The organism is Phenylobacterium sp. (assembly GCF_004297125.1).
Classification (GTDB): domain Bacteria; phylum Pseudomonadota; class Alphaproteobacteria; order Caulobacterales; family Caulobacteraceae; genus Phenylobacterium.
Genome location: NZ_SCVD01000035.1, coordinates 1 through 20,403 on the forward strand (window position 1 = coordinate 1; position 20,403 = coordinate 20,403).

At 70.4% G+C, this 20,403-nt stretch carries 22 protein-coding genes and 1 pseudogene; 6 read left to right on the forward strand and 17 right to left on the reverse strand.

What is annotated here, in order from left to right; genetic code table 11:
• The 6 genes from atpA to EPO51_RS23505 all read left to right on the forward strand — a co-directional run.
• A partial coding sequence (gene atpA, locus EPO51_RS23480) for a F0F1 ATP synthase subunit alpha (protein ID WP_293355504.1) occupies positions 1–1,063 on the forward strand: 1,063 nt, incomplete at its 5' end.
• A gap of 30 nt (positions 1,064–1,093) precedes the next feature.
• Positions 1,094–1,966, forward strand: a complete 873-nt coding sequence (locus EPO51_RS23485) for a F0F1 ATP synthase subunit gamma (RefSeq protein WP_293355507.1) — start codon at positions 1,094–1,096, stop codon at positions 1,964–1,966.
• 21 nt (positions 1,967–1,987) lie between these two features.
• Positions 1,988–3,541: a F0F1 ATP synthase subunit beta gene (gene atpD, locus EPO51_RS23490; RefSeq protein WP_293355510.1), complete on the forward strand. Its 1,554-nt coding sequence runs from the start codon at positions 1,988–1,990 to the stop codon at positions 3,539–3,541.
• A 5-nt stretch (positions 3,542–3,546) separates the two neighbouring features.
• Positions 3,547–3,810 carry an ATP synthase F1 subunit epsilon gene (locus tag EPO51_RS23495; RefSeq protein ID WP_293355513.1) on the forward strand — a complete coding sequence of 88 codons (264 nt, stop codon included), beginning with the start codon at positions 3,547–3,549 and terminating at the stop codon, positions 3,808–3,810.
• A gap of 99 nt (positions 3,811–3,909) precedes the next feature.
• Positions 3,910–4,590, forward strand: coding sequence for a hypothetical protein (locus tag EPO51_RS23500; protein WP_293355516.1), 681 nt, complete (start codon positions 3,910–3,912; stop codon positions 4,588–4,590).
• Complete coding sequence (locus EPO51_RS23505) at positions 4,590–4,844, forward strand: CBU_0592 family membrane protein (protein WP_293355519.1); 255 nt, start codon at positions 4,590–4,592, stop codon at positions 4,842–4,844. Before EPO51_RS23500 ends, EPO51_RS23505 begins: the two co-directional genes overlap by 1 nt.
• A gap of 9 nt (positions 4,845–4,853) precedes the next feature.
• Here the strand turns inward: EPO51_RS23505 and EPO51_RS23510 are convergent, their stop codons facing one another.
• The 17 genes and pseudogenes from EPO51_RS23510 to rplU form a co-directional block, all read right to left on the reverse strand.
• Positions 4,854–5,606, reverse strand: coding sequence for an alpha/beta fold hydrolase (locus EPO51_RS23510; RefSeq protein WP_293355522.1), 753 nt, complete (start codon positions 5,604–5,606; stop codon positions 4,854–4,856).
• Between the two features lie 74 nt (positions 5,607–5,680).
• Positions 5,681–6,169, reverse strand: coding sequence for an RNA pyrophosphohydrolase (locus EPO51_RS23515; RefSeq protein ID WP_293355525.1), 489 nt, complete (start codon positions 6,167–6,169; stop codon positions 5,681–5,683).
• A complete protein-coding gene (locus tag EPO51_RS23520) occupies positions 6,166–7,290 on the reverse strand; it encodes a divergent polysaccharide deacetylase family protein (protein WP_293355528.1) in 1,125 nt (374 codons plus the stop codon). The genes EPO51_RS23515 and EPO51_RS23520 overlap by 4 nt, the downstream gene beginning before the upstream one ends.
• Before the next feature lie 155 nt (positions 7,291–7,445).
• Complete coding sequence (locus EPO51_RS23525) at positions 7,446–8,837, reverse strand: S41 family peptidase (protein ID WP_293355531.1); 1,392 nt, start codon at positions 8,835–8,837, stop codon at positions 7,446–7,448.
• Positions 8,838–8,928: 91 nt separating this feature from the next.
• Positions 8,929–9,735: a murein hydrolase activator EnvC family protein gene (locus tag EPO51_RS23530; RefSeq protein ID WP_293355534.1), complete on the reverse strand. Its 807-nt coding sequence runs from the start codon at positions 9,733–9,735 to the stop codon at positions 8,929–8,931.
• Between the two features lie 35 nt (positions 9,736–9,770).
• Positions 9,771–10,235, reverse strand: coding sequence for a 23S rRNA (pseudouridine(1915)-N(3))-methyltransferase RlmH (rlmH, locus tag EPO51_RS23535; protein WP_293355537.1), 465 nt, complete (start codon positions 10,233–10,235; stop codon positions 9,771–9,773).
• Between the two features lie 3 nt (positions 10,236–10,238).
• Positions 10,239–11,630: an amidase family protein gene (locus tag EPO51_RS23540; protein ID WP_293355540.1), complete on the reverse strand. Its 1,392-nt coding sequence runs from the start codon at positions 11,628–11,630 to the stop codon at positions 10,239–10,241.
• Positions 11,631–11,805: 175 nt separating this feature from the next.
• Positions 11,806–12,876 (reverse strand): aspartate-semialdehyde dehydrogenase, encoded by a 1,071-nt coding sequence (locus tag EPO51_RS23545; RefSeq protein WP_293355542.1) that lies wholly within the window; start codon positions 12,874–12,876, stop codon positions 11,806–11,808.
• A gap of 219 nt (positions 12,877–13,095) precedes the next feature.
• Positions 13,096–13,458 (reverse strand): ribosome silencing factor, encoded by a 363-nt coding sequence (rsfS, locus tag EPO51_RS23550; protein WP_363201303.1) that lies wholly within the window; start codon positions 13,456–13,458, stop codon positions 13,096–13,098.
• A gap of 171 nt (positions 13,459–13,629) precedes the next feature.
• Positions 13,630–14,280, reverse strand: a complete 651-nt coding sequence (locus EPO51_RS23555) for a nicotinate-nucleotide adenylyltransferase (RefSeq protein ID WP_293355544.1) — start codon at positions 14,278–14,280, stop codon at positions 13,630–13,632.
• An 8-nt stretch (positions 14,281–14,288) separates the two neighbouring features.
• Entirely contained in the window at positions 14,289–15,857 is a 1,569-nt protein-coding gene (locus tag EPO51_RS23560) for an aldehyde dehydrogenase family protein (RefSeq protein WP_293355546.1), read from the reverse strand.
• Positions 15,858–15,915: 58 nt separating this feature from the next.
• On the reverse strand, positions 15,916–17,058 hold the full coding sequence (gene proB, locus EPO51_RS23565; RefSeq protein ID WP_293355582.1) for a glutamate 5-kinase: 1,143 nt from the start codon (positions 17,056–17,058) through the stop codon (positions 15,916–15,918).
• A gap of 5 nt (positions 17,059–17,063) precedes the next feature.
• Complete coding sequence (gene obgE, locus EPO51_RS23570; protein ID WP_293355548.1) at positions 17,064–18,101, reverse strand: GTPase ObgE; 1,038 nt, start codon at positions 18,099–18,101, stop codon at positions 17,064–17,066.
• Complete coding sequence (locus EPO51_RS23575) at positions 18,098–18,634, reverse strand: biotin transporter BioY (RefSeq protein WP_293355550.1); 537 nt, start codon at positions 18,632–18,634, stop codon at positions 18,098–18,100. Before EPO51_RS23575 ends, obgE begins: the two co-directional genes overlap by 4 nt.
• Before the next feature lie 19 nt (positions 18,635–18,653).
• Positions 18,654–19,190: a GNAT family N-acetyltransferase gene (locus tag EPO51_RS23580; protein ID WP_293355552.1), complete on the reverse strand. Its 537-nt coding sequence runs from the start codon at positions 19,188–19,190 to the stop codon at positions 18,654–18,656.
• A 142-nt stretch (positions 19,191–19,332) separates the two neighbouring features.
• Positions 19,333–19,608, reverse strand: coding sequence for a 50S ribosomal protein L27 (gene rpmA, locus EPO51_RS23585; protein ID WP_293355554.1), 276 nt, complete (start codon positions 19,606–19,608; stop codon positions 19,333–19,335).
• A 172-nt stretch (positions 19,609–19,780) separates the two neighbouring features.
• A pseudogene (gene rplU, locus EPO51_RS23590) lies at positions 19,781–20,296 on the reverse strand (50S ribosomal protein L21); the annotation flags it as partial.
• Positions 20,297–20,403 lie beyond the last annotated feature (107 nt).

A 20,403-nucleotide genomic window follows, 5' to 3' on the forward strand; every position in this document is an offset into this window, starting at 1 on the left:
CCTGATCCCCGTCGGCCGCGGCCAGCGCGAGCTGATCATCGGCGACCGCCAGACCGGCAAGACCGCCGTGGCGATCGACACCATCCTGAACCAGAAGTCGATCAACGCCGGCGACGACGAGAGCGCCAAGCTCTACTGCATCTACGTCGCCATCGGCCAGAAGCGCTCGACCGTGGCCCAGATCGTCAAGACGCTCGAGGAGCGCGGCGCCCTGGACTACACCATCGTCGTGTCGGCCACGGCCTCCGAGCCGGCGCCGCTGCAGTTCCTGGCCCCGTTCGCGGGTTGCGCCATGGGCGAGTGGTTCCGCGACAACGGCATGCACGCCGTCATCATCTACGACGACCTTTCCAAGCAGGCCGTGGCCTATCGCCAGATGTCGCTGCTGCTGCGCCGTCCGCCGGGCCGCGAAGCCTATCCGGGCGACGTGTTCTATCTGCACAGCCGCCTGCTGGAGCGCGCCGCGAAGCTGAACGAGGACAACGGTTCGGGCTCGCTGACCGCCCTGCCGCTGATCGAGACCCAGGCCAACGACGTGTCGGCCTATATCCCGACCAACGTGATCTCGATCACCGACGGCCAGATCTTCCTCGAGACCGACCTTTTCTTCCAGGGCATCCGCCCCGCCGTGAACGTGGGTATCTCGGTTAGCCGCGTGGGGTCCTCGGCCCAGATCAAGGCGATGAAGACCGCGTCCGGGCCGATCAAGGGCGAGCTCGCCCAGTATCGGGAAATGGCCGCCTTCGCGAAGTTCGGCTCCGACCTGGACGCCGCCACCCAACGGATGCTGGCCCGCGGCGAACGCCTGACCGAACTGCTGAAGCAGCCCCAGTACTCGCCGCTGTCGGTGGAAGAACAGGTGGCGGTGATCTACGCCGGGACCCGCGGCTATCTCGACAAGATCGCCACCAACCAGGTCGGCCGTTTCGAGCGTGAGCTGCTGGCGCATCTGCACGCCAAGCACCAGCCCATGCTGGACAAGATCCGGATCGAGAAGGATCTGAAGAACATCGAAGACGATCTGAAGACCGTCCTCGCCGGCTTCGCCGAAACCTTCGCTTAAAGCCTGACGGACAGGAGCGAGTAGCCCTCGATGGCCACCGTCAAGGAAATGCGGACCCGGATCTCTGCGGTGAAGTCCACCCAGAAGATCACGAAGGCGATGCAGATGGTCGCGGCTGCGAAGCTGCGCCGTGCGCAGAACGCCGCCCAGAACTCGCGTCCGTATGCCGAGCGCATGGCGGCGGTTATCGCCAACCTGGCGTCCGGCGTCTCGGGCGACGGCGCGCCGAAGCTGCTGGTCGGCACCGGCTCGGCCCAGCGCCACCTGGTGGTGATCGCCACCTCGGACCGCGGGCTGGCGGGCGGGTTCAACTCGTCCATCGTCCGCGCCGCGCGCCTGCGCATCGACGCGCTGCTGGCCGAAGGCAAGGACGTGAAAGTGATCACCGTGGGCCGCAAGGCGCGCGATCAGCTTCGCCGCCTGCACGCCCAGCGCCTGATCGAGACGTTCGAAGTGGGCGGCAGCCCGTCCCTGGCGGTCGCCGAAGAGGTCTCCACCAGGATCCAGGCGATGTTCGAGGCCGGCGAGACCGACGTGGTCACGCTGTTCTTCTCGAAGTTCCAGTCGGTGGTCACCCAGACGCCGACCGGCAAGCAGCTGATCCCGGCCGAAGTCGTCGCCGGGGCCAAGCCGATCGACCTCAAGGGCGCGTCCTACGAGTACGAGCCCGACGAGGAGACAATCCTGGCCGAGCTGCTGCCGCGCAACATCACCACCCAGATCTTCTCCGCCATGCTGGAGAACCAGGCCGGGTTCTTCGCCGCCCAGATGACGGCGATGGACAACGCCACCCGTAACGCCGGCGATATGATCGCCAGCCTGACCCTGCAAATGAACCGAGCCCGCCAAGCGCAGATCACCAAGGAGCTGATCGAGATCATCTCCGGCGCCGAAGCGATCTAGAGCCGAACGAGAGAGTTGGACATGGCCACCACCACCGCCGCCAAGAAGCCCGCCGCCGCCAAGGCGCCCGCCAAGCGCGCGCCCGCCAAGGCCGCCGCGACCCCGAAGGCCACCGCCGCGAAGGGCGTCGCCACCGGCAAGCTGGTGCAGATCATCGGCGCCGTCGTCGACGTCGAGTTCGAGGGCGCCCTGCCCGCGATCCAGAACGCCCTGGAAACCACCAACACCGACCAACGGACGGGCCAGCCCTTCCGCTTGGTGCTGGAAGTGGCCCAGCACCTGGGCGAGAACACCGTCCGCGCCATCGCCATGGACACCACCGAGGGCCTGACCCGCGGCCAGCCGGTGGTCGATACCGGCAAGCCGATCACCGTTCCGGTTGGCCCGGCCTGCCTCGGCCGCATCATGAACGTCATCGGCGAGCCGATCGACGAGGCTGGCCCGATCGCCACGACCTTCATGAGCCCGATCCACCGGGAAGCGCCCTCGTTCGCCGAGCAGTCGACCTCGGCCGAAGTGCTGGTCACGGGCATCAAGGTGATCGACCTGCTCTGCCCCTACACCAAGGGCGGCAAGATCGGCCTGTTCGGCGGCGCCGGCGTCGGCAAGACCGTGACGATGCAGGAGCTGATCAACAACATCGCCAAGGCCTACGGCGGCTATTCCGTGCTGGCCGGCGTGGGCGAGCGGACCCGTGAGGGGAACGACCTCTACCACGAGATGATCGAGTCCAACGTGAACGTGGACCCGAAGGCGAACAACGGCTCGACCGAAGGCTCCAAGTGCGCCCTCGTCTACGGCCAGATGAACGAGCCCCCCGGCGCCCGCGCCCGGGTCGCCCTGACCGGGCTGGCGCAAGCCGAGTACTTCCGCGACGTGGAAGGCAAGGACGTGCTGTTGTTCATCGACAACATCTTCCGCTTCACCCAAGCCGGCTCGGAAGTGTCGGCGCTGCTGGGCCGCATCCCCTCGGCCGTGGGCTACCAGCCCACCCTGGCCACCGAGATGGGCAACCTGCAGGAGCGGATCACCTCGACCTCCAAGGGCTCGATCACCTCGGTGCAGGCCATCTACGTGCCCGCCGACGACCTGACCGACCCGGCGCCGGCCGCCTCGTTCGCCCACCTGGACGCCACGACCGTGCTGAGCCGCGACATCGCCGCCCAGGCCATCTTCCCCGCCGTGGACCCGCTGGACTCCACCTCGCGGATCATGGACCCGCTGGTGATCGGCGAAGAGCACTACCAGGTCGCCCGTCGCGTGCAGGAGACCCTGCAGACCTACAAGCAGCTCAAGGACATCATTGCCATCCTCGGCATGGATGAGCTGTCCGAAGAGGACAAGCTGATCGTGGCCCGCGCCCGGAAGATCCAACGCTTCCTGTCGCAGCCCTTCCACGTGGCCGAGCAGTTCACCAACACGCCCGGTGTGCTGGTCAGCCTGGAAGACACCATCCGCTCGTTCAAGGCGCTGGTGGACGGCGAGTACGACCACCTGCCCGAGCCGGCCTTCTACAACGTCGGCAACATTGAGGACGCGGTCCGCAAGGCCGAAGCCCTCGCCGCGGAAGCTTAAGGGCCATGGCCGAGAAGCTGCACTTCTCCCTGGTCTCGCCGGAACGGGAACTGTTCTCGGGTTCGGTGGACCAGGTCGACGCCGAGGGCACCGAGGGCGGCTTCGGCGTCCTGGCTGGCCACGCGCCGTTCATGACGGCGCTCAAGGAAGGGTCCGTGCGCGTGCACAACGACGGGAACGTGAAAGTCTATGAGGTCCGCGGCGGTTTCGCCGACGTGACGCCGGACGGGCTCACGATCCTGGCAGAGCACGCTGTGGAAGCCGCCTAGACAAGCATCGAATTCACTGCCGTAAATTAGACGCCGTCAGGCCTTGCCTATGGCGCCTTGCTCAAGTTTCATGCCGGCCGAAAAGTCAGGGGAACTTCAATGCGTATCGCCCTCTCCAGCCTGATCCTCGCCGCCGGCATCGCGACCGCCGCGCAGGCCCAGGACCCGGCCGCCCAGCCCGCCGCTCCGGCGCCAGCGCCCGCCACCGAGGCCGCGCAGCCTGCGCCGGCCGCTCCGGCGACCGAGGCCCCCGCCCCGGCTCCGGCTCCGGCCGAAGCCGCCCCGCCGCCCACCCTGCCGACCAGCGGCTACGGCTTCGAGGCCATCCAGGTCATCGAGAAGGTCTGCGTCCCCGCCGTCCAGGGCCAAGGCGTCGACGCCGTGGCCAAGGCCAACGGCTTCAAGCTGAACCGCCGCGACCAGACCTGGGCCAAGCCGTTCGGGACCGAGAACAAGGTCTACCAGGTCATCGTGGCCCCCTCGGGCTCGAACAAGTCGGTCTGCAACGTCGAGCTGCGCTATCCCACCGGCGCGGACGCGGATGTCGCCAAGGCGCTGAACGTGTGGTCCTTCGTCCACCAGCCGCCGCTGGACCCCACCGCCAACTACACCCAGCCCCAGGATCCCGACGGCCTGAAGCGCGTACGCCGGTCGTGGGAGTACCTGACGGACAAGCAGTCGATCGGCCTGAACTTCTCGACGGTGCGCAAGCCGGACGACAGCCAGGTGAACGCGAAATACGACATGGGGACGATGCAGTACCAGGAACGCACGTTCTGATGACGCTGACGGACGCCGCGGGCCTCCTCGGCGTCCTCATCATCCTGGTCGCCTACGCCGGGGCCGCGCTCGGCAAGCTCGACGCCGAAAAACCAGTCGCCCTTCTTTGCAACCTGATCGGCGCCTGCCTGATCCTCTGGGGCCTGCTGACCCAGGACTTCAACCTGTCCGCCACGGTCATGGAAGGCGCCTGGGCGCTGGTGGCCGGCGTGGGCCTTGTCCGCTGGGCCCTGAGGCGCCGGACCGGACAATAGCCGCGAGCGTCAGGCCTCGACCTTCACGTGGCTCTCCAGCCAGCTGAGCGCGATCTCGGCGACTTCTTCCCAGCCTTCCTCGCCGATCAGCCAGTGGCTCATCCCGGGCATCACGTGGAACTGCGCCCCGATCCGCTCGGCGGTCTGGCGCACGGTGGCGGCCGGATGCACCACGTCGCGGTCCCCGGCGATCGCCAGGGCGGGCATGGGCAGGGCGCCGACGCCCACGCTGGTGGTCATGAAGGGGTCCAGCCACCAGTTCAGCACCTCGCGCACCGCCCGCCCGCTCTCGGGCCGCAGACGGTCCAGGATGGCGTCGCGCAGCACCTTCGGCGTCCGGTCCAGGCTGTGATGGCGCATCAGGTGTCGGTCTGGCGTCAGGGCTCCGGTCCAGAACGGGTCGGACAGGTGGACGCCGAACGCGGTGACCGCTTCCTCGATCGACGAGCCGGTGATCCCCCAGGGCGGCGACGGCGCCAGCAGCACCAGCGCCGACGGGTTGACCCGCCGCGCCGCCATCTGGGAGACTAGGCCGCCCATGGAGTGGCCCAGCAGCACCGGTGGCTCGGGCAGGTCCGCGCAGAGCGTCACCAGGCTCTTGGCATAGTCCGACATGGACAGGCCGGCCACCGAGCCGCCCGGTTCATGGCCAGGCAGGTCCGGGGCCAGCACCGTCCAGCCCCGCGCCTCGAAGGGCGCGCGGAAGACCTCGAAAGCCCAGCCGCCGCAGAAGGCGCCGTGGGTCATCACCACCGTCGGCATCGAAAACCTGCTCCTCCGGAAGCCTCGCCCCAAACGCCCAGTGTAGACCGAACGTGCTAACGACGGGGTACGATTCAGACCGCCGCGCTCTTGGTCGCAGCGAAGGCGGCGAAAGCGGCGGCGACCGCCTCATAGGCTTGCCGTTTGAAGGGCACGATCAGTTTGGGCGCCTCGGCCAGATAATCCCAGCGCCACTCGTCGAACTCGGGCTGCTCGTGGGCGTCCAGGTCTATCTCCGTCTCAGACCCGTCGAAGCGGAAGGCGAACCAGACCTGCTTCTGCCCCTTCCAGCCCCGCGCCAGCTCGCGCGCGACCAACGGGGGAAAGTCGTAGGTGAGCCAACCCTCGGTGCGGCCCAGGTAGGTGACGCTGGTCACGCCGGTCTCTTCCTGGAGCTCGCGGCGCGCGGCCTCTTCCAGCGCCTCGCCCTCGTCCACGCCGCCCTGGGGAAACTGCCAGTTGTGCGGCCCGTGCGTCCCCGCACGCCGGCCCAGCCAGACACGGCCGTCGGGATGGAACAGGACGACGCCCACGTTGGGGCGGTAGTCGGCGAGATCGGTCATTTACGGACGGTGAGGGCGGAGGCGGGCGCGAGCTGGTAGCCTCGCTGTTCCACCTCATTGGCCCACGCCGCAACCTTTTCCAGGGTGATCGGATAGGCGAAGCCGGATCCCAGCGCCTGGCCGCGCTGCAAGGCCCCGCCCTCCAGGGCCATGAGCTGCTGGTCGATGGCGGGGCCGGAGAGCTTGTCGTCGATCACCCGCTCGGCCGTGGCGCGCGCCATGCCGCCGCCGCGCCGCGCCGCCGCCCCATCGTCGATGAAGGCCAGGCCGCGCCCCTTCACGGAGCTCGCGAAGGCGTTGTAGGCGGTGTCCACGCCAAGGAAGCGGGAGCCCAGGTAGTTGGTCAGGCCGAAATACCCGGTGGCCCGCGACAGGATCCATTCCAGCTTCTTGACCGTCTCGGGCGGCTGGCCGTCGGCCATCAGCGTATAGGGGCCGGGGTCGTTGTCCGGGTAGTCCAGCGGCTCCATCGGGGTTTCGAGCAGCACCTCGTGGCCGTGGGCGCGGGCCATGTCGATCCAGCCCTGCAGGCCTTCGGCATAGACCACGAACGACAGGGTGATCTCCGGCCGCAGCGTCTCGATGGCCTGGCGGGTGGCGCGCTGGTTCAGGCCCAGGCCGCCGATCACCAGCGACACCTTGGGCCGGCCGTTGGGGGTGAAGGGCCGGGCGTAGACCTGGGCCGGCGTACGGCCGTCCTGGGCGATGATGGGCAGCGGGCCACCGGGACCGGGGGCGTAGAAGCCGGCGATGGGGGCCACCGGCAGGCCGACCCCCGCCAAGGGTGAGGGCGTCGGCGGGCTCGCGCCGCCGAAGTTGGCCGCCGCGCCGGGCGCCAGCGGGCGCTCCGAGAGGCGGACCACGTCCTTGTAGATGTGCGCCTCGCCGTGGGCGGGTTTCAGCGCCTCGCGCCAGCCGGCCGGGGCGGACCGCAGCGGCTCGTCGAGCGGGATGCGCACATGGGTGGCCCCGCCGCCCATAGGGCCCAGCAGGTTGACGAGAGCCACGACCGCGCCCGCGAACAGCAGCCCCGCGGCCGTCAGGCCGGCGGCCGGGCTCTTCAGGACCGCGCCCGGATCGACCCGGGGCATCTTGAACTGGGGAAGCGCGATGGTGGGCAAGGCGGAGGGCTCCTCAGGGTGGAGCGTCGTCCAACATGGTTAACAGCGCCTCAACCTGCGCCGCATGCGTGGGGGCCTGCGTCAGGCGGTCGCCGGCGGACACGAAAAAGGGCGGCCCGAGGGACCGCCCTTCATGTCGTGACGTGGGCCGGAGCCTACTTCTGGGTGGTTTCCGGCGGCTTCACCGAGGCGACCTTGGCCTTCGAGACGATCTCGGCCAAGCGGGCGGTGGGCTTGGGCAGTTTCGGCGTCGCGGCGACCGAGCCGTACTTCAGCACGTCCTCGGCGCGGGCGATCTGGAAGTCCTTCTTCTCGTCGAAGTTCTCCGGCGGCGCCTCGGCGGGCTCGTGGGCGCCGCGGCGCACCTTGCCTTCGTCAGCGTTGAGCGCGTTCTTGAAGCTGGCTTCCGAGAACTGGTAGCTGCGGTTGGCGATGATCTGCGCCTCTTCGCGGGTCAGGGCCACCTCGAGGTCCGGCTCGATGCCCGTCTTCTGGATCGAGCGGCCCGACGGCGTGAAGTATCGCGCCGTGGTCAGCTTCAGCGCTCCGTCGATGCCGCCGCGCAGCGGGATCACGGTCTGCACCGAGCCCTTGCCGAAGCTGGTGGTGCCGACGAGCTCGGCGCGCTTGCGGTCCTGCAGGGCCCCGGCGACGATCTCGGCGGCCGAGGCCGAGCCGGAATTGATCAGCACCACCATGGGCATGCCGTCGGTGATGTCGCCGGTGCGGGCATTGTAGCGCTCGACGTCGCGGGGATCGCGGCCGCGCTGGGAGACGATCTCGCCGCCTTCCAGGAACAGGTCGGACACGCCCACGGCCTGGTCGAGCAGGCCGCCGGGGTTGTTCCGCAGGTCCAGAATCAGGCCCTTGGCCTTGGGGTTCTTGGCGCGCATCGCGGCGAAGGCCGCCTCGGCCTCGTCCGTGGTCTTCTCGTTGAAGCTGGCGACGCGCAGGATGATGTTGTCGCCATCCAGCCGGGCCGTGGCCGACTTCGGCTTGATGACCTCGCGGACCAGCTTCACGTCGAACGGGTCGGACTTCTCGCGGGCGATGGTCAGGCTGACGGTCTCGCCGGGGCGGCCGCGCATCTGCTTCACCGCCTCGGTGACGGTCAGGCCCAGCACGCTCTCGCCGTTGACGGCGGTGATGTAGTCGCCGGCCTTGATCCCGGCCTTGAACGCCGGGGAGTCGTCCATGGGCGAGATCACCTTGACCACGCCGTCCTCGCTGGTGACCTCGATGCCCAGGCCGCCGTACTCGCCGCGCGTCTGGTCGCGCATGTCGTCGAAGCTCTCGGGGTCGAGGTAGCCGGAGTGAGGATCCAGCGAGGTCAGCATGCCGTCGATGGCCGCCTGGATCAGCTTGGTGTCGTCCACCTCGGTCACGTACTGGTTCTCGACGGTGTTCAGCACGTCGCCGAAGAGGCCGAGCATCCGATAGGTCTTGGCGCGGGGCTGGGCCGTCGCCGAGGCCTGCTGGCTCACGTAAGCCATCGAGCCGGCGCCGAGAACGAAAGCCGATGCGCCGATCAGGAGATACTTCTTCATAGCCAGGCTCTGACTCCCTTGGACGAGTGTCCGTCCTTTATGGAGCAGGCCGAAACGACGGTTTTGAGGCCGTACCAGCCCGCTTTCTTGTTCAACCCCGGCTTTTCACCAGCCATTTGGCTGGATCCACGGGCGAACCCTGCTCACGGACCTCCAGATAAAGCTCCGAGGTCGCTTGGCGACCATCGTTAGCCCATCCGACAGGCTGACCCTCCGTGACGGATTGTCCGACCTGAACCGACGTTCTCTCGAGACCAGCAAGCACGAGATGATATCCCCCGGCTAGTCTTAATATCACGATGACGCCCCAGCCTTTTACGGGGCCCACGTATTGGACAAGCCCCGCGGCGGGGCTCACAGCGCGGGCGCCCTTGAGCGCGGCGAGCGTCATGCCGTTCGAACGGCCGCCGCCCGCGAGCGGATCCCCGAAGCGGCGGACGACGGTTCCCGCGGTCGGGAAGACCAGCCGGGTGGGCGGGGTGACATCGCCCGCATCGCCCCTGACCGTGCCCCTTAGCCGCAGCTCGGCCGTGGAATCAGGGGCCGGCAGAGCTTCGGCGGCCAGGCTGTCGCGCTCGAACAGGGCCTCGCTCTGCACCGCGGCCAGGCGGCGCTGGCGCATCACCTCGGTGGCGCCCTGGGCATAGCCCCGGGCGCGGGCCTGCAGGTCGGGTGTCAGGGCCTTGACCAGGATGGCGGCGCGCACGGCGTCCTTGGCGTCGTCGGGCGAGACCAGCAGGGCCGGCGGCGGATCGCGCTTGAGCTGCTCCAGCACCGACAGCAGGCGCGAGAGGCGGTGAAGGTTGGCGCCCTGATCGACCGTGAGCTCGGTCTCGGCGGCGTTCAGCCGCTCCAGCCTCTCCGTCGTGGCGGCCCAGGCCGCCGCGCCCACGACCATGGCCCCAAGGGTCCCGAGGAGAAGAATCCGCCGCATCAGTCCCGATGATACGGTGATCCGGCCAGAATGGAGACAGACCGATAGATCTGTTCGCACAGCATCGCCCGGGCCAACGCATGCGGCCAGGTCTGCGGTCCGAACGCCAGCGTCCCTTGCACCGCCTTCACGAGGTCCGGGTCCAGCCCGTCGGCGCCGCCGATCAGGAACACCAGCCGGCGCACGCCGCGGTCGCGCAAGCTCCCGATCTCCTCGGCGAAGGCGCGGCTGGCGCGGGCCTTCCCCCGCTCGTCGCAGGCGATGACGTGGCTGTCGACCAGATGGGGCCGGAGCGCCTCGGCCTCCGCGGCCTTGCCGGGCTTGCGGCTCTCCACCTCCACCACCTCGACGGGGCCCAAGCCCAGCGAGCGGCCGGCCGCCGTGGCGCGGTCGACATAGAGCTTCGTGAGCTCGGTCTCGGGCGACCGGGCGAGCCGGCCGATGGCGACGACGGCGATCTTCACCCGTCAGGTCAACGACGGCGGCGGCTTGAACCCGCCGAACTCGCGCTCCAGCAGGCCGGCGAAGGCGATGGTGGTGCGGTCTTCCAAGTATGGCCCGACGACCTGGGCGCCGATGGGCAGGCCGCCGCGGGTGAAGCCGATCGGGGCGGCCGTGGCGGGCAGGTGGGGTAGCAGCGCCACCCCCGGCCAGGCGATCTGGGCGAAGTACGGCGTCGCCTGGCCGTCGATGGTCAGGATCCGCTTCTGCCCGTCGGGCTCGTCGTCGTGGGGGAACGCCGCCGTGCCGAAGGCGGGCATGATCACCACGTCGAAAGCCTCGAACAGGGCCGCCCACTGCCGGCGGATCAGCGTCTGGGCGTCCTGCAGGTTCATCCACTCGTGGGCGGTCATGGTCGTGCCGCCGGGCGAGCCCCGCGACATGGCCGCGCCGACCATCGCCAGGAAGACGGCGTGCTGGCCGGCCAGGTCCGGTAGCAGGTCGCTGGCGCCGGCCACCGGGCAACCCAGGGCGTCCAGCCGGGCGGCCAGGCCGTCCAGCGCGCCGCGGATCTCGCTGTCGGTGGCGACGGCGGGGTGGCTGTCGACGATGAGCACGCGGTGGTCCGCGAGGTCGGCGTGGCGCGGCGGCGGCAGCTTCAGTGCGTAGCCCACGGCCTCGTGCGGCTCGGGACCCGCCACCACCCCCAGCGCCAGGTCCAGGTCGGCGGCGCTGCGGGCCAGCGGGCCCACGACCGCCAGGGCGATCGGCCCTCCGTCCAGGCCGGGCGGGGAATGCCCGCGCGTCGGGACCAGCCCATAGCTCGGCTTGTGGCCATAGACGCCGCAGAAGGCGGCCGGCACGCGGATCGAGCCGCCGATGTCCGACCCCAGTTCCAGCGGGGTCATGCCCGCCGCCAGCGCCGCGGCGCTGCCGCCCGACGAGCCGCCCGGTGAGCGCGACAGGTCCCAGGGGTTCTTCGTGCGGCCGTAGACCGGGTTGGCGCTCTGCCAGTCGGCCAGGAATGGCGGGACATTGGTCTTGCCCAGGATCACCGCGCCGGCCGCCTTCAGCCGCGCAACGGCGACGGCGTCCTTGGAGGCGACCCAGCCGCTGAAGGCCGGACTGCCCCAGGTGGACGGCAAGCCTTCGACCTCGTTGCTCTCCTTCACGGTCATCGGCAGGCCAAGCAGCGGGCGCCGCTCGCCGCGGGCCAGGGCCGCGTCGGCCGCCTTGGCGGCGTCGCGGGCCCGATCGAAGTCGCGGACCACCACGGCGTTGATCGCCCGGTCGCGATCCTCGATGCGGGCGATGGCGGCGTCGGTCAGCTCCAGCGCACCGACCTTGCGGGTCGCCAGGGCTTCGACGAGCTCACCGGCGGTCTGGTCCAGCAGGTCGCGGCTCAGGGTCTCGGACATTTGCTTCTCCTCAGAGCGCGGGCAGCAAGAGTGGGAACCGGTCTTGCGCCCGGCCCGCGCTCCACTCTTGAGGAGCGCGCCGTCCGGGCGTCGAACCGGCATCCACTTCGCCTGACGGCGCACGGATCGTGACCCGCCGGGCCGGGGCAAGTCCAGCCCGGCGAGGTCCCCAGCCTTAGGAGGCTCCGACGAGCTCGCCTGACCGCAATTGCGGCTTGGCCGCCGGGACCAGGCGCTCGGCGATCTGCACCGCGTTCAGGGCCGCGCCCTTCAGCAGCTGGTCGCCGGCCACGAAGAGGGCGATGGAGCGGCCGGAAGGATCGCCCAGGTCGCGACGGACGCGGCCCGCCAGGACGTCGCCCTGCCCCTCGGCCTCGCTGGGCATCGGGAAGTGGTTGCGGGCGCGGTCGTCGACCACGCGGACACCCGGCGCGGCGGCCAGAACCTCGCGGACCTCCTCCGGTGTCACGACCCGGTCGAACTCCAGGGTCATGGCGATCGCATGGGCGCGGAGCACCGGCACGCGGATGCAGGTCACGCCGATCGGCAGCTCCGGGGTGTCCAGGATGCGGCGGCACTCCTCGATCACCTTCAGCTCCTCGCCGTTGTAGCCGCTCTCGGCGTCGACCTCGGCGTTGTGGCTGAACAGGTTGAAGGCGTAGGGGTGCGGCAGGACCTGGGGCGAGAAGGGCCGCCCCTCCAACTGGGCCTGGGTGGAGGCGCGCAGCTCTTCCATCGCCGCGGCCCCGGCGCCGGAAGCGGCCTGGTAGGTGGCCATCTGCAGGCGCTTCAGCCCGAAGGCCCGCGCCAGGGGCGCCACCGGCACGACGGCGATGATCGCCACGCAGTTGGGGTTGGCGACAATGCCGCGATGGTTCGCCAGGGTCCCGGCGTTCACCTCCGGCACCACCAGTGGGCAGTCGGGGTCCATCCGGAAGGCCGACGAATTGTCGACCACCACCGCGCCGGCGGCGACCGCCTTGGGACCATAGACCTTGGACAGGCCGCTGCCGGCCGAGAACAGGGCCAGGTCGACGCCGGCGAAGCTGTCGTCGCCCAGGGTCTCGACGGTGAGCGCCTGGCCGCGGAAGTTCACCTGGCGGCCCGCGGAGCGGGAGGAGGCCAGCAGCTTGAGGCTGGCCAGGGGGAAGTTGCGCTCTTCGAGGCAACGCACGAGTTCGACGCCCACGGCGCCGGTGGCGCCGACGATCGCGACATTGGGGGCGACATCGGGAAGGGAAGGCATGGTCTAGCGTCTCCTGGTTGGCGGAGGCGCGGGGGATGGCTCTGAAGAGAAGCTGCCCCGCGCATCGGCGGGGCTCTTCGGGTCGTGCCGCTGGCTCTAGACCCCGCGCGCACCCGTCGACGCCCCGCCGAAGCAGGTCGTTTTCAGGGTAATCGCAATGGTCATGACAGTGGTCATCGCCGCGCCTGTAGCGGGCGCGAGCGAGACTGTAAAGTGCGACTAGTTGGCGGCGACGCCCCGGTGGGCCGAGTCGATCGACCAGATCTTCTCGATATTATAGAAGCTGCGCACTTCGGGCCGGAACAGGTGGACGATTACGTCGCCGGCGTCGATCAGCACCCAGTCGGCGCTGGGCATGCCTTCGATCCGGCACTTTCCGTAGCCGGCGTCCTTCAGCGCGCGCAGCAGGTGATCGGCCATGGCGCCGACGTGTCGGCCCGAACGGCCGGAGGCCACGATCAGGCCGTCGGCGACGGGACTCTTGCCTTTGATGTCGATGAAAACGACGTCCTGGGCCTTGTCGTCTTCCAAGCGGCTGAGGATCAATTCCTCGATCCCGCTGTTGCGGCCCTGGTCGTCCAATGAGGTCGCGGCGTGGGCCGGGGCCTCTTGCGCACGCGGCGCAGATTCAGCGTTCAGCGGGGTAACTCCTTTTGTCCTCGCTGGCCGACCCTATCACAGGACTGAGGCCCGGTCAGCCGCTGTCACCGGACATCAAGCCGCAAGGCGCCGACCGTGTTCCCCGGGGCGCACTCAGCGTGGCTTGCGGGCCCTGAGCGCCGTCGAGGACTGGAAGTTGAAGCGCCCGTACAGGAAGACCCAGGCCGGGGTTTTCGACCCCGGCAAGCGGAAGGCGGCCTGGGTGGGCAGGCGGAAGCGGGCGAAGCGGTGCGCGGCCGGCGAGAAGCGGCTCTTCAGCGAGATCCAGGGCCGCGAGACCACCGCCACCGGCACCTCGTGCATGATCTGGGTCCAGCCCTTCCAGCGGTGGAAGGTGGCCAGGCTGTCGGCGCCCATGATCCAGACGAAATGGACGCCCGGGAACCGCGCCTTCAGCGCCCGGATGGTGTCGATGGTGTAGTTCGAGCCCAGCTGGGTCTCGACGGCGGAGACGATCATGCCCGGCCCCTGGGCCAGGGCCTTGGCGCCGGCGATGCGCTCGGCAAGGTCGGCGGTCTCGTGGTGCGACTTCAGCGGGTTCTGCGGCGAGACCAGCCAGATCACCCGGTCCAGGCCCAGGCGCCGCTTGGCCGTCTCGGCGACGTGGGCGTGGCCATCGTGGGCGGGGTTGAACGAGCCGCCGTACAGCCCGACCTTCATCCCCGGCGTGAGGTTGAAGCCGAGGCGCTGGGCGCCGGGCCGGCCGGCGAGGGGCGCGCGGCGCGCCGGGCCTGCGAACCACATGCCGCGCGTCAGCCCGCGCGCGGCGGGGTGGGCGCGCCCCCGCGGTCGAGGTCGATGTCGGACTGGCGCACCCGGGCGCGGACGGTGAACACCCCGTCGCCGGCCAGCACGCCGCCGCGAGCGAACAGCCGGCCGTTCTCCCAGTTGGACAGGCCGAGCTCGGGCCGGTTCAGCGCGTACTGCCCGTCCACCCAGCGGGTGAAGCCGTCGCCAACGAACGGGGCGTCGATGGTGGCGTAGAACCGCTCCTGGGCCGTCGCGTCCTGGGAGATCAGGGCGGCGGCGAAACGGGGACTCAAGGCATTGAACAGGGCCACGGCCTCGGCCACGTCTTCCACGATCTTCAGGCTGACCTCCGGGGTCTCCTCCCACTCCCACTCGCGGCCCAGGTCGGCGTCGGCGATGGGTTCGGCCAGGGCCTCTTCCACGGGCCCTTCCGCGCGGACGACCATCGCGCGCGCCGTGCGCCAATGCTCCGGCAGCCGGGCGAGGTCGGTCTCGGCGACGTGCAGCTTGCAGCCCTGGCGGCGCCCCCCGGCGCGTTCGAGCGCCTCCAGGAACACGGGAACCAGCTCGTCGGCCCGCTCGCGGACGATGCAGCAGACGTTGAGCGTGTTGCAGACCTTGCGGTCCAGCGAATGGAAGACGGCGGCGTAGAGCCGGTCGGCGTCGGCGGTGGCGTCGGCCACCATCCAGGCGCCGCCCGTGCCGTGCAGGCTGACCGGCGTCCCGGCCTGACGCGCGATGGCGCCCAGCTGCGACACCGCCGGGCCCGACCCCCGCGCCACGGCCAGCGCCAGGCGGGCGTCGGCGAACATCGCCCAGCCGGCGGCATGGGCCGCGCTGTCGACCAGCACCGCCGCGCCCTCCGGCAGGCCGGCCTCGGCCAGGGCCGGATCCAGCGCCTCGGCGACGATGGCGCGCGCGGTGCCCAGGGCGTCCGAACCGATGCGGAAGACCACCGTGTTGCCGGCCCGGATCACCCCGGTGGCGTCGGCGAAGACATTGGGACGGCCCTCGAAGACGAAGCCCGTGACGCCCAGCGGCGCCACGACCTGTTCCACCGACCAGCCCTCGTGGCGGACGGTCTCCAGCACCCGGCCGCGCGGCGGCTGGGCGTCGCGCCAGGCGCGCAGGCCGGCCACCATGTCGGCGCGCATGGCGGCGGAGGCGGCCAGGCGGGTGGTCGAGCGGCCGCGGGCCTTGGCGCTTTCGACATCGGCGGCGTTGGCGGCGGCGATGGCGGCCCAGACCGCCTCGTCCTCCAGCTTCCGCGCGAAGGCCTCGAAGAAGGCGGTGATCGCGGCGTCGGAGACCTCGCCCATCCGGGCGAAGGCGTTCGCCGCGCGGCCCACCGCGGCCTCGGCGGCGGCGTGCTCGCGGGCCGGGATGTGCAGCAGGTCGCCGGAGTCCTGCACGACCACGAGGCGATCGCCGGGGCGGAAGGCGGCGGCCAGCTCCGGCGTCACATGGGCGACACGGTCACCTGCGAAAGGAATGGCTTGGCCAGGCGCGAGCGCTTCCAGCCGTCCGGTCCGGACGGGTGAAGCTTCCTTGCCTGACGAGCTGCCGTCCACTCACGACCCCATTTGCTCAGACTGAGCCTTACTCCCTACGCGCCCAGGCCGCAGGCCGCTAGCCCGAGATCGCCGCGTGGGCCGCCAGTGCGAGGTCGTCGGCATGGACCAGGGGCCCGGAGGTGTAGCCGATCGCCGCCTCAATGGCCGCCGACTTCAGCCCGCAGATCCGTGCGGCGTGGCCGGACTCGTAGCGGACTAGGCCGCGGGCGATCTCGCGGCCGTCCGGATCCAGCACGCGGACGCACTCGCCCTTGTCGAAGCGGCCGTCCACGGACCGAACACCAGCGGCGAGCAGGCTCTTGCCCCTGGCGACCGCCGCCGCGGCGCCGGCGTCCACCGTCAGGGCGCCGGCGGGCGAGAGCGAGCCGCCGATCCAGGCCTTGTAGGCGGCGCGCGGCGTGGTGGCCGGCTCGATCACGGTGGCCGGAGCGCCCGCCTCGATGGCGGCCAGCGGCCCTGAGCGGGTCCCGAGCGTGATGACGGTGGCGCAACCCGCCTGACTGGCGATGCGCGCGGCCTCCAGCTTGGTGGCCATGCCGCCGGTGCCCACCCCGGCGGCGGCGTTAGCTCCGCCGGCCATGGCTTCGATCTGCGGCGTCAGGCGCGCCACGCGGGGGATCAGGGTCGCGGTCGGGTCGCGGCGCGGATCGGCGGTGTAGAGGCCCTCCACGTCCGATAGCAGCACCAGGGCCTCGGCGCCGACCAGCTGGGCGACGCGCGCGGAAAGGCGGTCGTTGTCGCCCACCCGGATCTCCTCGGTGACCACGGTGTCGTTCTCGTTGACCACGGGGATCACGCCCAAGCTCAGCAGGGTCTCGACGGTGGCCCGCGCGTTCAGCCAGCGGCGGCGGGTCTCGGTGTCGTCGCGGGTCAGCAGCACCTGGGCGCAGGCGAAGCCGTGCGGTCCCAGCGCCTCCTCCCAGGCCCGCATCAGCGCGGACTGTCCGGCCGCGGCGGCGGCCTGCTTTTCCGGCAGGCTCAGCGCCCGCTTGCCCAGGCCCAGGCGGCGGCGGCCCAGGGCCACGGCGCCGGACGAGACCACCAGCACCTGCTGGCCCCGCGCCCGCAGCCGGGCCAGGTCGGCGGCGAAGTCGGCCAGCCACGCGCCGTGCGCCGCGCCGTCGGGGCCCACCAGCAGGGCGGAGCCGACCTTGATGACGATGCGTCGCGCGGCTCCAAGCTCATTCAAGACGGGCAGCTCGCTCAAGGCCGCCAGTCCTCGGGGCCGGCTTCCTCGGCGGCGATCTCGCCCTTGTGCTTCTGGACGAGGGCGTAGGCCTCGCGCAGCAGCTCGGTGACCCCCTGCCCGGCGAAGCCCGAGACCAGCCGGACCTTCACGCCCGCCGCGGCTTCCAGCTCGGCCGCCTTCTCCGCGATGGTCTCCTCGTCCAGGGCGTCGATCTTGTTGAGTGCGAGGATCTCGGACTTGTCCTCCAGGCCCTCGCCATAGGCCTCCAGCTCGTGGCGGACGGTGCGCCAGGCCTGGGCCACATCCTCCTGCGTCCCGTCCACCAGGTGGATCAGCACCGCAGTCCGCTCCACGTGGCCGAGGAACCGCGTGCCGATCCCGGCGCCTTCGTGGGCGCCCTCGATCAGGCCGGGGATGTCGGCGAGGATGAACCGCTCGCCCAGCGACAGATCGACCATGCCGAGGTTCGGCGCGAGCGTCGTGAACGGATAGTCGGCGATCTTCGGCCGGGCGGCGCTGGCGGCGGCGAGGAAAGTGCTCTTGCCTGCGTTGGGCAGGCCTACGAGCCCGACGTCCGCGATCAGCTTCAGCCGGAGCCAGATGGCGAGTTCCTGGCCGTCGAGGCCGGGGTTGGCGTGCTTGGGGGCCTGGTTCACCGGGCCCTTGAAGTGGGTGTTGCCGAAGCCGCCGTTGCCGCCCTTGGCCAGCAGGACCCGCTGGCCGGCGTGGTCCATGTCGACGATCAGCTGCTTGTCCTCGTCCAGCACCTCGGTGCCGACCGGAACCTTCAGCACCACGTCCTCGCCGTTGGCGCCGTGACGGTTGCGCCCCATCCCGTGGACACCGGTGCCGGCCCTGAAATGCTGCTGGTAGCGGTAGTCGATCAGGGTGTTCAGCCCCTCCACCGCCTCGATCCAGACGTCGCCGCCGCGGCCGCCGTCGCCGCCGTCGGGGCCGCCGTACTCGATGAACTTCTCGCGGCGGAACGAGACGGCGCCGCCGCCTCCGTTGCCGCTGCGCACATAGACTTTGACCTGGTCGAGGAACTTCATCGGGAAAGCAGCCGTACGGTGAGCGCGGCGGCCAGCGACTTGATCGCGGCGCCGGGCAGGAAGGGGAGGATGCCGCTCTCGAAGGCGGGGCCGGGGCTCATGAAGCTGGCGAGCCCGGCCCAGCCCACGGCGAGCACGATGGCGTGGCCGGCGGCGAAGAGGGCGGTGAGCGCGATCCAGCCCTTGGCCTTCTCCGCGCCACGCCCGCACACCCAGGCCGCGGCCGCCATGCCGACGAGGAAGCCCGCCGTGTGGCCGACGATGGCCTTCCACCCGGCCGCGCCGCCCGCCAGCACCGGCAGGCCGAACGCCGCGCAGGCCAGCCAGCAGCCGACCGCGATCAGCGCCAGCCGGCCGCCGAACAGCCCCGCCACCACGAACAGGGCGTAGGTCTGCAGCGTGATCGGCACGGGACCGATCGGAATCGACGCCCGCGACGCCGCCGCCAGCGCCACCACGCCCGCCACCACGGCCGCCGCCTGGAACGGCAGCGACGCGGGCGACGAGGAACGACGGGACGAGGCGGCGGTCATGCGCGTTCGCTTATCAGCACTAGGCCAGCCAGACCATCATGCGGGTCGGCGCCGGCGAGCCGCCGCGGCCGGCGCTGACGCGCGGCTCGACGTCGCCGGTATAGAGGAAGCCGGCCTTGCACAGCACCTGGCCCGAGGCGGGGTTGTCGGCGAAGTGGCCGGCCCACACCACATTCCGGCGCCAGTCGCCCTTGGCCCAGCGCAGGGCCGCAGTCACCGCCTCGGTCGCATAGCCGCGGCCCCAGAACGGTCGACCGAACCAGTAGCCGAGCTCCGGACGGCGCGGTTCCCGCTCGTGGATGCCCAGCATGCCGATGAAGCCGAACTGCCGATGCTCGACGGCGAACACCGTCTCGGTGCGCGGGTTCATCCGGGCCACCGAGCCCACGAACGCCTCGGCGTCGGCCTGCCGATAGGGGTACGGCAGGTGCGTGGTCATTCCAGCCACGCCCAGGTCGTTCGCCAGTTCGGCGATCGGGGCCACGTCGGCGGCCACGGGACCGCGCAGGATCAGCCGCTCGGTGGCGACCGCGGGTCTAACGTCAAGCGCACACATGTTCACTACCTCCCGGCCCCTCTCGCGGAGGCCCTGAAACGACAGCGGGGAGCCCGGCTGACCGGACTCCCCGCGAAAGGTCGTCTTGTTTCCGGTCCGCCTTAATCTGGTGCGGCGGACCCGGAAGAGAGGTGGGGTCCGCCTATTCGGCTGCGACTACCTTCTCGGCCGGCACCACCGTGGCGTAGGTTCGGTCCTTCGCCTTGGTCACGAACTTCACCGCACCGGTGACGAGCGCGAAAAGGGTGTGGTCCTTGCCGATGCCCACGTTCTCGCCCGGCCAGAACTTGGTGCCGCGCTGGCGCACGATGATCGAGCCGGCGTTGATCGCTTCGCCGCCGAACTTCTTCACGCCGAGACGACGGCCCGCCGAGTCGCGCCCGTTGCGCGAGGAACCGCCTGATTTCTTGTGAGCCATGGGTCGCTCCTGTCCTTAAAAGCCGGCCCGATTACTCGGCCGACTTGTCCTTCTTGGGGGCGGCGGCCTTCTTCGGCGCCGCGGCTTTGGTTTCGCCGGCCTCAGCCTTCGGAGCGGCGGCCTTCTTGGCCGGCTTCGCGGCTTCGGTCTCGACCGGAGCGTTCACCTGCGCGGCGGCGGCTTCCTCGACGACCGTGTCGGTCACCTTGGGGGCCTTGGCCTTGGCGGCCGGCTTGGCGGCGGCCGGGGCGGCCGCGGCGGCCTTCAGGCTCTTCTTCGAGACGTTGAGGGTCGCGAAGTCCAGGCCACGGGCGCGGGCGTCGAGCTCGGCCTTGGTGGTCATGCTGACCGTGCCGTCCCACTTGGTCTCCTTGCCGCCGGCGGTGATGCCGACAACCTGAAGGACCGTCTCGTGCTGGCGGTGACCGCGGGTGCGGCGATAGCCCTGGCGACGGATCTTCTTGAAGATCTTCACCTTCTCGCCCTTGCGGGTCTCGATCAGGGTCGCGGCGACCGAGGCGCCGTCCACGGTGGGGGCGCCGACGGTGACGGCATCGCCGTCGCCCAGCATCAGCACGTCGCCGAACGCCACGGCCGCGCCGGGCTCGCCATCGAGCTTTTCGACAACAAGGATGTCACCGGGCTGAACCCGGTACTGCTTGCCGCCGGTCTTGATCACCGCGTACATCGTTCGCGCCTTCGGAGTAGATATGCAAAACGGAATGCGCCCGCAGGAAAGCCCGCGGGCGAGAGGTGGGCGGTTATACAGCGCGAAGTCGGTGAGTCAACGGCGGG